This is a genomic window from Streptomyces thermodiastaticus (assembly GCF_014656135.1).
Classification (GTDB): domain Bacteria; phylum Actinomycetota; class Actinomycetes; order Streptomycetales; family Streptomycetaceae; genus Streptomyces; species Streptomyces thermodiastaticus.
This window is the reverse complement of the sequence record NZ_BNBV01000002.1, coordinates 15034-28026: the sequence shown is the minus strand read 5'-3', so window position 1 is coordinate 28026 and position 12993 is coordinate 15034. Positions and strand designations below refer to the sequence as shown.

At 73.1% G+C, this 12993-nt stretch carries 12 protein-coding genes and 1 pseudogene; all 13 read left to right on the top strand.

The genetic code is table 11. The features are described 5' to 3' along the window. Window positions 1-330: 330 nt before the first annotated feature. Window positions 331-918 carry a GNAT family N-acetyltransferase gene (locus IE286_RS02170; protein WP_189794846.1) on the top strand — a complete coding sequence of 196 codons (588 nt, stop codon included), beginning with the start codon at window positions 331-333 and terminating at the stop codon, window positions 916-918. Window positions 919-1212: 294 nt separating this feature from the next. Continuing rightward, window positions 1213-2658, top strand: a complete 1446-nt coding sequence (locus IE286_RS02165; RefSeq protein WP_189794845.1) for an NAD(P)/FAD-dependent oxidoreductase — start codon at window positions 1213-1215, stop codon at window positions 2656-2658. Further along, on the top strand, window positions 2655-4502 hold the full coding sequence (locus IE286_RS02160; RefSeq protein WP_189794844.1) for a transketolase: 1848 nt from the start codon (window positions 2655-2657) through the stop codon (window positions 4500-4502). Before IE286_RS02165 ends, IE286_RS02160 begins: the two co-directional genes overlap by 4 nt. A 126-nt stretch (window positions 4503-4628) precedes the next feature. Beyond that, the gene (locus tag IE286_RS02155) at window positions 4629-7517 is read left to right on the top strand and encodes a SpoIIE family protein phosphatase (protein ID WP_189794843.1); all 2889 of its coding nucleotides are present in this window, start codon (window positions 4629-4631) and stop codon (window positions 7515-7517) included. 124 nt (window positions 7518-7641) lie between these two features. Next, window positions 7642-8019, top strand: coding sequence for a gas vesicle protein GvpO (locus IE286_RS02150; protein ID WP_189794842.1), 378 nt, complete (start codon window positions 7642-7644; stop codon window positions 8017-8019). A gap of 139 nt (window positions 8020-8158) precedes the next feature. Next, window positions 8159-8590, top strand: coding sequence for a gas vesicle structural protein GvpA (locus IE286_RS02145; RefSeq protein ID WP_189794841.1), 432 nt, complete (start codon window positions 8159-8161; stop codon window positions 8588-8590). Continuing rightward, complete coding sequence (locus tag IE286_RS02140; RefSeq protein ID WP_189794840.1) at window positions 8587-9357, top strand: GvpL/GvpF family gas vesicle protein; 771 nt, start codon at window positions 8587-8589, stop codon at window positions 9355-9357. Before IE286_RS02145 ends, IE286_RS02140 begins: the two co-directional genes overlap by 4 nt. A gap of 3 nt (window positions 9358-9360) precedes the next feature. Further along, window positions 9361-9621 (top strand): gas vesicle protein GvpG, encoded by a 261-nt coding sequence (locus IE286_RS02135; protein ID WP_189794839.1) that lies wholly within the window; start codon window positions 9361-9363, stop codon window positions 9619-9621. Next, window positions 9621-10322 carry a prolipoprotein diacylglyceryl transferase gene (locus tag IE286_RS02130; protein WP_189794838.1) on the top strand — a complete coding sequence of 234 codons (702 nt, stop codon included), beginning with the start codon at window positions 9621-9623 and terminating at the stop codon, window positions 10320-10322. Before IE286_RS02135 ends, IE286_RS02130 begins: the two co-directional genes overlap by 1 nt. Then, complete coding sequence (locus IE286_RS02125; protein WP_189794837.1) at window positions 10319-11656, top strand: SRPBCC family protein; 1338 nt, start codon at window positions 10319-10321, stop codon at window positions 11654-11656. The genes IE286_RS02130 and IE286_RS02125 overlap by 4 nt, the downstream gene beginning before the upstream one ends. Next, window positions 11653-12021 carry a gas vesicle protein gene (locus IE286_RS02120; RefSeq protein WP_125498824.1) on the top strand — a complete coding sequence of 123 codons (369 nt, stop codon included), beginning with the start codon at window positions 11653-11655 and terminating at the stop codon, window positions 12019-12021. The genes IE286_RS02125 and IE286_RS02120 overlap by 4 nt, the downstream gene beginning before the upstream one ends. Continuing rightward, window positions 12018-12794, top strand: a complete 777-nt coding sequence (locus tag IE286_RS02115; protein WP_189794836.1) for a GvpL/GvpF family gas vesicle protein — start codon at window positions 12018-12020, stop codon at window positions 12792-12794. The genes IE286_RS02120 and IE286_RS02115 overlap by 4 nt, the downstream gene beginning before the upstream one ends. Further along, window positions 12791-12967: pseudogene (locus IE286_RS02110) on the top strand (gas vesicle protein); the annotation flags it as partial. The gene IE286_RS02115 and the pseudogene IE286_RS02110, both read left to right, overlap by 4 nt. Window positions 12968-12993: the final 26 nt, after the last annotated feature.

Here is a 12993-nt window from a genome sequence, read left to right as displayed (position 1 = left end):
TGCGTATCCGGGCGCGGCGGCTTCCGGCTCCGCCGCGCCCGGATACGGTGCACCGGCCGTCGTCACCGAATGCCCGTCGAAGCACCTCGTGCACGCCGATCGACCCCGCCCCGCACCTGCCACAGCACGAAGCGGCCGGTACCTACCAGTCGATAGGCCGGTTGGTCCTCGGTGTGGAGGCGCGACGCCGCCGGCGACGAGCGCGTCGACGCGCCGGACGGCACACGGACCCTGGTGCACCGTCTGGCCGTCCGGCAGACGGATGCCGACCGGGCGGACGGGGCTTTCCCGGACAGACCCCGGGGCCGTGGAAGGATCTACAGTCGGGGCATGGCGCACACCACAGCTCGCTGGCTGGCCGAAGGTCCCCGCGTGGGCATCCGCCCCTTCACCCTGGAGGACGGAGAGGAGTTCACCGCACGGGTGCGGGAGAGCAAGGACCTGCACCAGCCCTGGCTGTTCCCGCCGGACACCGCCGAGGCGTATGCCGCCTACGCGGGACGGCTGATCGACGACCCGGCCAAGGCCGGTTTCCTGGTCTGCGAGAAGACCGGCGGGGACATCGCCGGATTCATCAACATCAACAACATCGTCCACGGCGCCTTCCAGTGCGGCGCGCTCGGCTACGGCGCCTTCGCGCACGCCGCCGGACGCGGCCTGATGAAAGAGGGCCTGAACCTGGTCGTCGACCATGCCTTCGGCCCGATGGGACTGCACCGGCTGGAGATCAATGTCCAGCCGGGCAACGCCGCCTCCATCGGGCTCGCCCGCTCCTGCGGCTTCCGGCTGGAGGGCTACTCGCCGCAGATGCTGTACGTCGCCGGCGCCTGGCGCGACCACGAACGCTGGGCGCTCACCACCGAGATGCGCCGGCCTGGCCGGCCCTGTGCACCGTGCCCGGGCACCGGTGCCCCCTAGCCCGTCGAGAGCTCTTCGAGCAGGGGCCCCCTGAGCGCGCACCGGACGCCGTTCGGCCGCACTCCGGGCGGACGACGGCAGTGTCCGGGCACGGCCCGGCGTCTTGCTGTGCACCCGCGCCGGCGGCCGGCGGGCCTGCGGGACGTGCTCGTCGAGTGCCTCGCCGGTGGTGCCCGCACCGAGCCGGAACCGGCCCTCGGTCGTCCGCCGCGCCGGCTGCGGCAGGTTTGGCGGGGGCGGCGCGGGGGACGCGGAAGCATCGCACCAGGCACGCGAACACGTCGGAGGTGCCCCGTGAGTGGACCGCGTATCGTGATCGTCGGGGCCGGTTTCGCCGGCTACCGCACTGCCCGGACGCTGGCCCGGATGAGCCGGAACAAGGCCGACATCACGCTGCTCAACCCGACCGACTACTTCCTGTACCTGCCGCTGCTGCCCCAGGTCGCCGTCGGCATCCTGGAACCGCGCCGTGTCGCCGTCTCCCTCACCGGCACCCTGCCCGGGGTGCGGCTCGTCCTCGGCGAGGCCCGCGGCCTCGACATGGACGCGCGGACCGTGCACTACACCGACCCGGAGGGCGGCGAGGGCACCCTCGTGTACGACCGGCTGGTGCTGGCCGTCGGCAGCGTCAACAAACTGCTGCCGATCCCCGGTGTCGCCGAGCACGCGCACGGCTTCCGCGGGCTGCCCGAGGCGCTGTACCTGCGCGACCACGTCACCCGCCAGATGGAGCTGGCGACCGCCGAGGAGGACCCCGACCGGTGCGCGGCACGCTGCACGTTCGTCGTGGTGGGCGCCGGATACACCGGCACCGAGGTCGCCGCGCACGGCAAGATGTACACCGACGCCCAGGTGCGCGGCCATCCGCTGCGCCGGGGCATGCGGCCGCGCTGGCTGCTGCTGGACATCGCCGGCCGGGTGCTGCCCGAGATGGACGAGCGGCTGTCGCGCACCGCCGACCGGGCGCTGCGGAAGCGCGGCGTGGAGGTGCGCACGGGCACCTCCGTCAAGGAGGCCCTGCACGACGGTGTGCTGCTGACCGACGGGGAGTTCCTGCCGACCCGGACGCTGGTGTGGTGCGTGGGCGTGCGGCCCGATCCGCTGGTGGAGAGCACCGGGCACCCCCTGGAGCGCGGACGGCTCCTCGTGGACCCGTATCTGCGGGTGCCGGGGCGGCCGGAGGTGTTCGCCTGCGGGGACGCGGCCGCCGTGCCCGACCTGAACCGTCCGGGGCAGTACACCCCGATGACCGCCCAGCACGCCTGGCGGCAGGGCAGGACCGCCGCGGTCAACGTGGCCGCCTCGCTGGGCGTCGGCGAACGCCGCGCCTACCGGCACCGGGACCTGGGCTTCGTGGTCGACCTCGGCGGTGCGCTGGCCGCCGCCAACCCCTTCGGTGTGCCGCTGTCCGGCCCGGTCGCCGGAGCGGTCACCCGCGGCTACCACCTGGCGGCGATGCCCGGCAACCGGGTGCGGGTCGCCGCCGACTGGCTGCTGGACAGCGTCCTGCCGCGCCAGGCCGTGCAGTTGGGGCTCGTCCGGTCCGCCTCGGTGCCGCTGGACACGGCGTCCCCGGAGCTGGCGCGAACCCCGGGCCGCCCCGCCGGCGCCTCGCGCGGGCCTGCCGGGAACCGGCCGGCGCACCCCCCGGCACAGGAGCCGGGCCGGGGCCCGCACGCGGCCCACCCGGCGCCGGGCCCGGTCCGGCGTGCGGACATCCCCGCGGAAGGAGACCCATGAACACCGCCGAACTCGAAGAACTCGGCCAGCAGTTGCGCGTGGACAGCGTACGGGCCGCCGCGGCGGCCGGCTCCGGTCACCCGACGTCCTCCATGTCCGCCGCCGACCTGATGGCCGTGCTGCTCGCCCGCCATCTGCGCTACGACTTCGACCGGCCCGACCACCCCGGCAACGACCGCTTCGTGCTGTCCAAGGGACACGCCTCCCCGCTGCTGTACGCGGCGTACAAGGCGGCCGGTGCCATCGACGACGAGGAACTGCTCGGTTTCCGCACACGCGGCAGCCGGCTGGAGGGCCACCCCACGCCGCGGCGGCTGCCCTGGGTGGACACCGCCACCGGCTCGCTCGGCCAGGGGCTGCCCGTCGGCGTCGGCATCGCCCTGGCCGGCAAACGCCTGGACCACGCCGGGTACCGGGTGTGGGTGCTGTGCGGCGACAGCGAGATGGCCGAAGGGTCCGTCTGGGAGGCCGCCGAGCACGCCGGATACGAACACCTGGACAACCTGATCGTGCTCGTGGACGTGAACCGGCTCGGGCAGCGCGGCCCCACCCGGCACGGCCACGACCTGGACGCCTACGCCCGCCGCTTCAGCGCCTTCGACTGGCACACCGTGGAGATCGACGGGCACGACATCGACGCGATCGACCGGGCCATGAGCGAGGCCGTCTCCACCGTCGGGCAGCCCACCGCGATCATCGCCCGCACCCTGAAGGGCAAGGGCGTGCACGACACCGAGGACCGTGAGGGACTGCACGGCAAGCCGCTGAAGAACGCCGACGAGGCGATCGAGGAACTCGGCGGCGTACGGGACATCCGCGTCCGGGTGCACGAACCGCCGCCCGTCCGCCCCGCACACCCCGCCGGCACGGGCACCGTGACGCTGCCCCGCTGGGACAAGGGCGACCAGGCCGCCACCCGCGACGCCTACGGCCGGGCGCTGGCCGCTCTGGGCACCGCACGCGGTGACGTGGTGGTCCTGGACGGCGAGGTGGGCGACTCCACCCGCTCCGAGCTGTTCGCGAAGGAGCACCCGGACCGCTTCTTCGAGTGCTACATCGCCGAACAGCAGATGATCGCGGCGGCGGTCGGGTTCGCGGCGCGCGGCTGGGTGCCGTACGCCTCCACGTTCGCCGCCTTCCTCACCCGCGCCCACGACTTCATCCGCATGGCGTCCGTCAGCGGCTCCGGCATCAGCCTCAACGGCTCCCACGCGGGTGTGGCGATCGGCCAGGACGGCCCCAGCCAGATGGGGCTGGAGGACCTGGCCATGATGCGGGCCGTGCACGACAGCACGGTCCTCTACCCCTGCGACGCCAACCAGACCGCCCGGCTCGTCGCCGCGACGGCCGCGCTGGACGGCATCCGCTATCTGCGCACCTCGCGCGGCGCCACACCGGTGATCTACGGCCCGGACGAGGAGTTCCCGGTCGGCGGCAGCAAGGTGCTCCGCTCCAGCGGCCACGACCGGCTGACCGTCGTCGCCGCGGGCGTCACCCTGCACGAGGCGCTGGCCGCCGCCGACGCCCTGAGCGCTCAGGACCTGCCCGTCCGCGTCATCGACCTGTACTCGGTCAAACCCGTGGACCGGGCCACGCTGCGCCGGGCCGCCGAGGACACCGGCTGCCTGCTCACGGTGGAGGACCACCGGGCGCAGGGCGGCCTCGGGGACGCGGTCCTGGACGCCTTCTGCGACGGGCGCCCGGTGCCGCGCCTGGTACGGCTCGCCGTCCGGACGATGCCCGGTTCGGCCACGCCCGCCGAGCAGCTGCACGCCGCGGGCATCGACGCCGAGTCGATCGCCGCGGCCGCACGGCTGCTGGTGGAACAGGCCGTGGTGCCGTGACCGCGCCGGGAGCGGCCGCGCCGCGGGTCACCGGCCGGCGCGCCGCCCGGCCGGCGGCGCGCCTGGTCAGCGCGGCCGCAGGGACAAAAGGTAAGTATCTGGCCAGAAATCTGTAGACTGCGTGCTATGAGCGGGGTTCCGCCCACCTGTCGTCGCGCCGACGATCTGGTTCGGGCCGAGTCGTTGCGTGCCGGTCTCGCACAGGTCGTCGGCGATCTGCGCGGAGTGGCAGGGCTGGTGTACGTGCAGGCCGGTAGCCCGGACGGCCTGCACCTGGTGTCCAGCACCGGGGTGTCCCCGGAGCACGCCCGGTCGCTGCGGTACCTCACGAACAACGAGATCTCCCCGCCCGCCCGCACCGTGTGCGAGGGGGCCCAGGGCGCCCGTGCATGGCTGCCCGCCCCGGCCGCCACGAGCGGCGCCGCCGACGGTATCTGGCCCGCCGCGGGTGTGGCGGTCGTTCCGCTCCCCGGCACCGCGGAGCCGGACGATCCGAAGGGCGCCCTCGCCGTGCTGCTGCAGACCGACCGCCGGCCCGGTGCCGAGCAGTGGGCGCTCCTCGAGTCCGCGGCCGCCCGGGCGGCCGCCGACATACGCCGTGTCTTCACCGCGAGAACACCGCCCTCGCAGACACGCCAGGCGGCCCGGTCGACCACCCCGCAGGCGCTGCAGGCCGTCGGTGTCGGCTGCTGGGAATGCACCCCCGCGACCAACCGGCTCGTCCTGGACGAGCAGGCACTGGCCGTCCTCGGCATCGACGAGGACCGCTTCGACGGCCGGCTGGAGACCTGGGCGCGCCTGATCCACGCCGACGACCGGCCGACCCTGGCCTTCGAGGGCGCGCGGGCCATCCGCACCGGTTCGCTGTTCGTCCACGAGCACCGGCTGTGCCGGCCGGACGGCGCCCGCCGCTGGGTCCAGGTCCGCGGCCGGGTGAGACACGGGGTGCCGGAGGAGCCGGTGACGTTCATCGGCACCCTCTGCGACGTCACCGACTCCCGGGGCGAACGCGAGCAGATCAGCCACGCCATGCGCCACATGAGCGACGGGTTCCTCGCGGTCGACCGCGGGTGGCGGATCACCTTCGTCAACACGGCGGCGGACGCCATGCTGGGGTCGGCGAAGGACATCGTCGGCCGCGTCCTGTGGGATCTGCCGGCCACCGGACGGCTTCCGCTGCCGACCGGCCTGCGCGAGATGTGCCGGCGGGTGGCCGACACCGCCACACCCGCCGACATGGATGTCAAGGGGCCCGTGGACGGCCGCTGGTACCGCCTGCGGCTGGTGCCGCTCTCCGACGGTCTGGCCTTCTACTTCACCGACATCCACGACAAGCGGGAACGCAAGGCGGCCGAACGGGCGGAGGCCCTGCGGGCCGCCCGCACCGCGGAGCTGACCACGGCGCTCGCCGAGGCCATCGGCACCCAGGGCGTGGTGGACGCCGTCGCCCGGCACGTGCTGCCCATGTTCGGCGCGGCCGGCGTCGTCATGCAGGTCATCGAGGGAGACCGGATCCGTATCGTCGGCAGCGCGGGCTACACGCGGGACTTCCTCGACCTGGTCGCCAGCATGCCCCTGACGGCGACCAACGCGACCGCCAACGTCCTGCGCAGCCGGACACCGCAGTTCCTCTCCACCCCGGAGGAATACCTCTCCCGCTACCCGCGGTCCGCCTTCCTCGGGAACCTGGGCGACAAGGAGGCCTGGGCGTTCCTCCCGCTGATCGCCTCCGACCAGCCGGTCGGGGTGTGTGTGATCTCCTTCGCCCGTCCGCGACGTTTCACCCGGGAGGAGCGCACCCTCATGGTGGCGCTCAGCGGTCTGATCGCCCAGGCGCTGGAGCGGGCCCGGCTCTTCGACGCGGAGCACCTGCGGGCCCAGGAACTGCAGCGCGGCCTGCTCCCTCGGGAACTGCCGGTGGTGCCGTACTGCTCCACCTCGGTCCGCTACCAGCCCGCCGGGCAGGGCATGGACGTGGGCGGGGACTGGTACGACCTCATCCCGCTCTCCAGCCACCGGATCGCCCTCGTCATCGGTGACGTCATGGGACACGGTCTGGCCCAGGCCGCGGCCATGGGGCGGCTGCGCACCGCGGTGCACACCCTCGCCGGCCTGGAACTGTCCCCCGACGAGGTCCTGGAACACCTCAACGAGGTCGTCGCGGGCCTCGGCGACGACTCGTACGCGACCATGCTCTACGCGGTGTACGACCCGGTCACCGGCCGGTGCGTGTTCGCACGCGCGGGGCACCCGCCGCCGGCCCTGGTCGGCCCGGACGGCACCGTCCGCTTCCCCGACCTGCCGTCCGACCCGCCGCTCGGCGCCGCCGACCCGCCCTTCGAGACCACCGAGGTGACCATCCCCGACGGCAGCCTGCTGGTGCTGTACACCGACGGACTGGTCGAGTCGAGCCGGTGCGACATCGACACCGGGATGAGCCGCCTGGCGCAGCTGCTCGGCGAGGGCGGCCACCTTGACGACCTCGACACCCTGTGCGAGAAGCTGGTCGCCGGTCTCCTGCCGGCCCGGCAGCAGACGTCCGACGACTCGGCGGTGCTGCTCGCCCGGGTCCACCGGGTGCCCGCCGACGCCATCGCCGCATGGCCGCTGCGCGCGGAACCGCAGGCGGCGGGCGAGGCCCGCCGGCTGGTCGGCGAGCAGCTGGAGAGGTGGGGCCTGAGCGACCTGGCCACGACGACCGAACTGCTGGTCAGCGAACTCGTCGGCAATGTCGCCCGGCACGCGAAGGGGCCGGTCGGCCTGCGGCTGCTGCGCGGCAGCACGTTGATCTGCGAGGTGTCCGACGGCAGCCTCACCACACCCCGGATCCGCCGTGCGTCCGCACTGGACGAGGGCGGCCGGGGCCTGCAGCTGGTCGCCGCCCTCTCCCGGCGCTGGGGCACCCGGTACACCGCGACCGGGAAGTGCATCTGGACGGAGCAGGCCATCGGGGACCGGGCGGGCCTGTCGGCCGACACGCTGCTGTCCGCCCTGACCGGCAGTCCGTTCGCCTGATCGCCCCGTCCGGCACGCACGCACTCCCGGGCGGTGTCCGGCACCGCCCGGCACGGCGGGAACGGGAACACGGCGGAGGTTTGACCCGAGGACCCGGTGGTCACCCGAAGGCCAAGAGGTGGCCATGTCGCACACACCGAACGACCACACGTCCGAGCCGGAAGCTCCCCACGGGACACGTTCCTCCCGCAGGCCGCCGAAGTCGCATGACGACGGCGACCGGGACAGGGCGGCACAGCCCCGGATGAGCCCCGTGCAGGTGCTGCGCGAGGCCCGGGCCCAGCTGGCCGAACTGACCGGAATGTCCGTGGAGGCCGTCAGCTCCTTCGAGCGGACGCCGGACGGCTGGTCCCTGCAGGCCGAGGTCCTCGAACTCGCCCGGGTGCCCGACACCATGAGCCTGATGGCGAGCTACGAGGTCGATCTCGACGCTGAGGGCCTGCTCACCGGATACCGGCGCGTGCGCCGCTACGAACGCGGCCGAGCCGACGCCCGCCGCTGAGGCGGGCACGAGGCACCCCATCCACAGGAACGACCCGTACACCCCACACCACCGGGCGCGGCACGGAAAAGACGCGCACGACGCGCGGACCAGTGACCCCGTCTGCACACCGGAACAGACAGAAGGAGGCGCGGTCGGTATGAGCGTGGTTCCGGCACAGACGGCCGGCGGCACAGGCGGCAGCAGCGGCCTGTACGACGTCCTGGAACTCGTGCTCGACAGGGGACTGGTCATCGACGCCTTCGTGCGGGTGTCGCTGGTCGGCATCGAGATCCTGAAGATCGACATACGTGTCGTCGTCGCCAGCGTCGACACGTACCTGCGCTTCGCCGAGGCCTGCAACCGGCTGGATCTGGAGGCCGGCCCCCGCAAGGCTCCCGGCCTGCCCGACCTGGTCGGTGAGATCACCGAGTCCGGTGCGCGCGGCAAGTCCAAGGGAGCGCTCTCCGGAGCCGCCCAGACCGTGTCGGACGCGTTCAAGCAGGCGCGTGCCGAGAGCTCGGAGGAGGCCGAGCCCCGGCAGCGGCCGCGCAGGGCCACCTCGGCGCGGCGGAAGGAGGAGCCGGAGTGAGCACGTATGTCTACGGCATCATGGCCGCCTCGCACCCCGCGCCGCCCGAGGGCATGACCGGGGTGGGCAACCCGCCGCGGCCCGTACGTGTGCTGCGGGCGGACGACCTCGCGGCCGTGGTCAGCGAGGCACCCGAGGGCCTGCGCCCCAAACGCAGGGACCTGCTCGCCCATCAGAATGTGCTCAGCGAGATCGGGGCCGCGGGGTGTGTGCTCCCGCTGCGTTTCGGCAGCGTCGCCCCCGACGACGACACCGTCGTCGGGGTGCTCACCGAACGAGCGGCGCACTACCGGGAACGCCTGGGCGCCCTGGACGGCATGGTCGAGTACAACGTGAAGGCCCACCACGTCGAGGATGCGGTGCTGCACCGCGTGATGGCCGAGAACTCCGAGATCCGCGCCCTGGCCCTGGCCCAGCGGCAGGCCGGCGGGGCCGGCTACGAGGCCAAGATCCGGCTCGGCGAGATGGTCGCGGCCGCCGTCAAGGCCCGCGAGGCCGAGGACGCCAAACTGGTCGTCAGCGCCCTGCGGGGCGGAGCGGCCGCGGTGAGCACCGGCCCGGAGTCGACCGGCTGGCTCGCCAATGTGTCGTTCCTGGTGCCCCGGGACTCGGCGGCGCGGTTCCTGGAGTTGGTCGAGCAGGCCCGCAAGGACCTGTCCCATCTGGAGTTGCGCGTCAACGGGCCACTGCCGCCCTACAGCTTCGTCGAGCCCGGCCCGGCCGAGCCGGCGGGCAGCGCGGCGGGGGCCGGCGCGGGAACGGGGTGAGCCATGGGACTGATCTCGGAAGTGCTGCTGCTGCCGCTCGCCCCGGTGCGCGGCAGCGCATGGGCGGTCCGTCAGGTCCTGCGCGAGGCGGAGCGCATCTACTACGACCCGGCCGCCGTACGCAAGGAACTCGCGCAGCTGGAGCAGCGCCTGGAGGCGGGAGAGATCACCGAGGAGGAGTTCGACCGCCAGGAGGACGAGCTGCTGGACCGGCTGGAGACCGGCATGCACGGCGGCGCGGGGACAGGTGAGGGGACGGCATGATGAACCGGACGGCACTGGGCCTCGCGGTCGGGGCCGGCTACCTGCTGGGACGCACCCGGAAACTGAAGCTGGCCGTCGCCGTGGGCAGCTTGGTCGCGGGCAGGAAGCTGAATCTGAGCCCGCGTGCGGTGGCGGACCTGGCCACCCGGCAGCTCAAGAACAACCCGCAGGTCGCCCAGATCGGCGACCAGCTCCGCCAGGATCTGGGCGGGGCCGGGAAGGCGGCCACCGGCGCCCTGGTCGAGCGGCGCATCACCGCACTCGCGGACCGGCTCCACGAGCGCACCGCGCGGGTGCGCGAACAGGCGTCGGGCACGGTGGACGAGGACCGCGGCGAAGAGCACGGCACGGCGCACGAGGACGAGTACGAGGACCGGGAAGGCCGCGAGGCCGAGGACGAGAGCACCGCCGGGGAGCAGCCCGAGCCGCAGAAGGCCCGGCGTCCCGAGCGCACGGCCCCCACGGCACCGAAGGCACGACGCGGTCCGGCGCAGCAGGCGGCCGAGAAGACTCCGTCGGGCCGGCGCACCGAGAAGTCCGCGAAGCAGGCGGCGTCACAGGCCGCCCGCAGGACATCGGCCCGCAGGACGACGTCGGCGAAGGCCGCGGCCCGGGGGGCCGGCACGACCGCGAAGAAGACCACCGGGGCGGGCGGCGCGGCTGCCCGTGCCCGGCTGTCGAAGGGCGGCGGTGAGCGATGACCGAGACCCTGAAATCAGCGGCTTCCGCGGCCGGCCGGACGGCGGGTTCCGCCACCGGCGGCGCCAAGGACAACCCGCTGACCGCGCTGGCGCACAGCGAGGCCACCGACCGGCTCAAGGCCGAGGCGCAGGACTACCTCGCGGCCCAGGCCGAGCGTCTGCTGGCGGGCTTCGGCCGCAAGCTCGGCACGGCCACCGGCAAGCTCACCGACATCGCCGAGGGCAACAGCCCCGGCTTCGGCAAGCTCGCCCTCGACGCCGGCCGCAAACTGGCCGAGGGCAAGTCCCCGGTGCGCTCCGTGCTGGAGCTGGGTGCCTCACGGGCGAAGGAAAGCGTCATGGGCGCGCTGAAGAACATCGGCGGCAAGGGCGGCGGCAAACGCAAGGGCGCCGCCGGCAGCAAACCCGTCGTCATCATGGAGTCCATCGACGTCGGCGTGCCCGTGCGCACCGCATACGACCAGTGGACCAGGTTCCAGGACTTCAGCACCTTCGCCCAGGGCGTGAAGAGCGCGAGCCGCGCCGACGACACACACTCCGACTGGCAGGCGAAGATCTTCCTGTCCAGCCGCAGCTGGAAGGCCACCACCACCGAGCAGATCCCCGACTACCGCATCCAGTGGACGTCGGAAGGGGCCAAAGGCACCACCAAGGGCGTCGTGTCCTTCCACGTACTGGAGAAGAACCTCACCCGGGTGCTGCTCGTCATGGAGTACTACCCCAGCGGTTTCTTCGAGAAGACCGGCAACATCTGGCGGGCCCAGGGCCGCCGCGTCCGGCTGGACCTCAAGCACTTCGCCCGCTTCATCACCCTCAAGGGGGAGACGGAGGACGGCTGGCGCGGCGAGATCCGCGACAGCGAGGTGGTCCGCAGCCACGAGGACGCCGTCGCCGAGGAGGAACGCGCCGAGCGGTCCGAGGAGGAACCCGAGGACGAGGAGGAACCCGAGGACGAGGCCGCCTACGACGAGGACGAGGAGGAGCCCGCCGGCGAGGACGAGGAAGAGGAGGCGGCGGACGAGGAGGAGTCCGAGGACGAAGAGGAGCCCTACGAGGACGAAAAGGACGAGGACGAAGAGGAGCCCTACGAGAACGAAGAGGACGAGGACGAGGAGGAGCCCCACGAGGACGAAGAGGACGAGGACGAAGAGGACGAGGCGGACGGCGAGTACGACGCCTACGACGAGGAGCAGGGGGACGAGGACGCGGGCGGCGAGGCGCGGGTCCGGCGCGGCGAGTCCTTCGAGGAGTACCCCGAGGACGAGGCCGACGAGGACTACGACGACCAGGACGCCGAGGACGACGAGCACGCCCGGGGCGGGGGCCGCCGATGACGACGCCGAGCAGGCTGCCCGAACCGTACGGCCCCAGCAGCGGCGCGAGCCTCGCCGACATCCTGGAGCGGGTCCTGGACAAGGGACTGGTCATCGCCGGCGACATCCGGATCAACCTGCTCGACATCGAACTGCTCACCATCAAGCTCCGGCTCGTCATCGCCTCGGTCGACAAGGCCAAGGAGATGGGCATCGACTGGTGGGAGAGCGACCCCGCGCTCTCCTCCCGCGCCCGCCGCGACGAACTCGCCCGGGAGAACGCCGAGTTGCGGGAGCGGCTGGCACGCCTGGAGGAACTGGAGCAGGGCACGCTGGACCAGGGCACGACCCGTGGCGGTCGTACGTCCCCGAAGGAGGGACCATGACGGGGCTGCGCTACGTCTACGCCGTGTGCCGTCCCCTCGGCGCGCCCCTGCAGGCGCAGCTGACGGGGGTGGCAGGCGCGCCGGTCAAACAACTGCCCCACCACGGACTGATCGCCGTCGTCAGCGAGGTGCCCGCAGGCGACTTCGCCGAGGAGCCGCTGCGCGCCCACCTGGAGGATCTGGACTGGCTCGCGGCCACCGCACGCGCCCACCACGGGGTGATCGACGCGCTCACCATGGTCACCACACCGATGCCGCTGCGCCTGGCCACCGTCTTCCGCGACGACAGCGCCGTCCGCTGCATGATCCAGTCCTGGGAGGACCACATCCGCAGCACCCTGGAGCGGCTGCAGGGACGTGTGGAGTGGGGTGTGAAGGTGTACCTGAGTGCCGAACCCGCGCACGCGGCCGCCGCGGCGGCACCCGCCCCGAAACCCGCGTCCGGCCGGGACTATCTGCGGCAGCGGCGGCAGCAGACCCGGGCGCACGAGGACCTGTGGCAGCAGGCCGAGGCCTTCGCCAGCCGGCTGCACGACAAGCTCTCCGCGCTCGCCGAGGAGTCCCGGCTGCACGCACCGCAGTCCGCCGCGCTCTCCGGGGCCGCCGGCCCCAACGTGCTCAACGCCGCCTACCTGGTGCCGCGGGCACGGTCCGAGGAGTTCGTGGAGGTCGTGGACCGGATGAGGGACGACGCCGCGGGGCCGCGCGTGGAGCTCACCGGGCCCTGGGCGGCGTACTCGTTCGTGGGGGACCTGCCGGGTGAGGAGGCATGACGGTCGTCGAACGCCGTGAGGTGGCCCTGGTGGACCTGCTGGACCGGCTGCTGGCCGGCGGGGTCGTCATCACCGGGGACGTCACCCTGCGGATCGCGGACGTCGACCTCGTGCGCATCGACCTGAACGCCCTGATCAGCTCGGTCAACGAACAGGTGCCGTCCCCCTTCGAGATCCCCCGGGCCGTCCCCGGGACCAC

Coding starts and splice junctions, on each gene's coding strand:
- IE286_RS02170 (WP_189794846.1), top strand. CDS start 331: ATGGCGCACACCACAGCTCGCTGGCTGGCCGAAGGTCCCCGCGTGGGC.
- IE286_RS02160 (WP_189794844.1), top strand. CDS start 2,655: ATGAACACCGCCGAACTCGAAGAACTCGGCCAGCAGTTGCGCGTGGAC.
- IE286_RS02155 (WP_189794843.1), top strand. CDS start 4,629: ATGAGCGGGGTTCCGCCCACCTGTCGTCGCGCCGACGATCTGGTTCGG.
- IE286_RS02150 (WP_189794842.1), top strand. CDS start 7,642: ATGTCGCACACACCGAACGACCACACGTCCGAGCCGGAAGCTCCCCAC.
- IE286_RS02145 (WP_189794841.1), top strand. CDS start 8,159: ATGAGCGTGGTTCCGGCACAGACGGCCGGCGGCACAGGCGGCAGCAGC.
- IE286_RS02135 (WP_189794839.1), top strand. CDS start 9,361: ATGGGACTGATCTCGGAAGTGCTGCTGCTGCCGCTCGCCCCGGTGCGC.
- IE286_RS02130 (WP_189794838.1), top strand. CDS start 9,621: ATGAACCGGACGGCACTGGGCCTCGCGGTCGGGGCCGGCTACCTGCTG.
- IE286_RS02125 (WP_189794837.1), top strand. CDS start 10,319: ATGACCGAGACCCTGAAATCAGCGGCTTCCGCGGCCGGCCGGACGGCG.
- IE286_RS02120 (WP_125498824.1), top strand. CDS start 11,653: ATGACGACGCCGAGCAGGCTGCCCGAACCGTACGGCCCCAGCAGCGGC.
- IE286_RS02115 (WP_189794836.1), top strand. CDS start 12,018: ATGACGGGGCTGCGCTACGTCTACGCCGTGTGCCGTCCCCTCGGCGCG.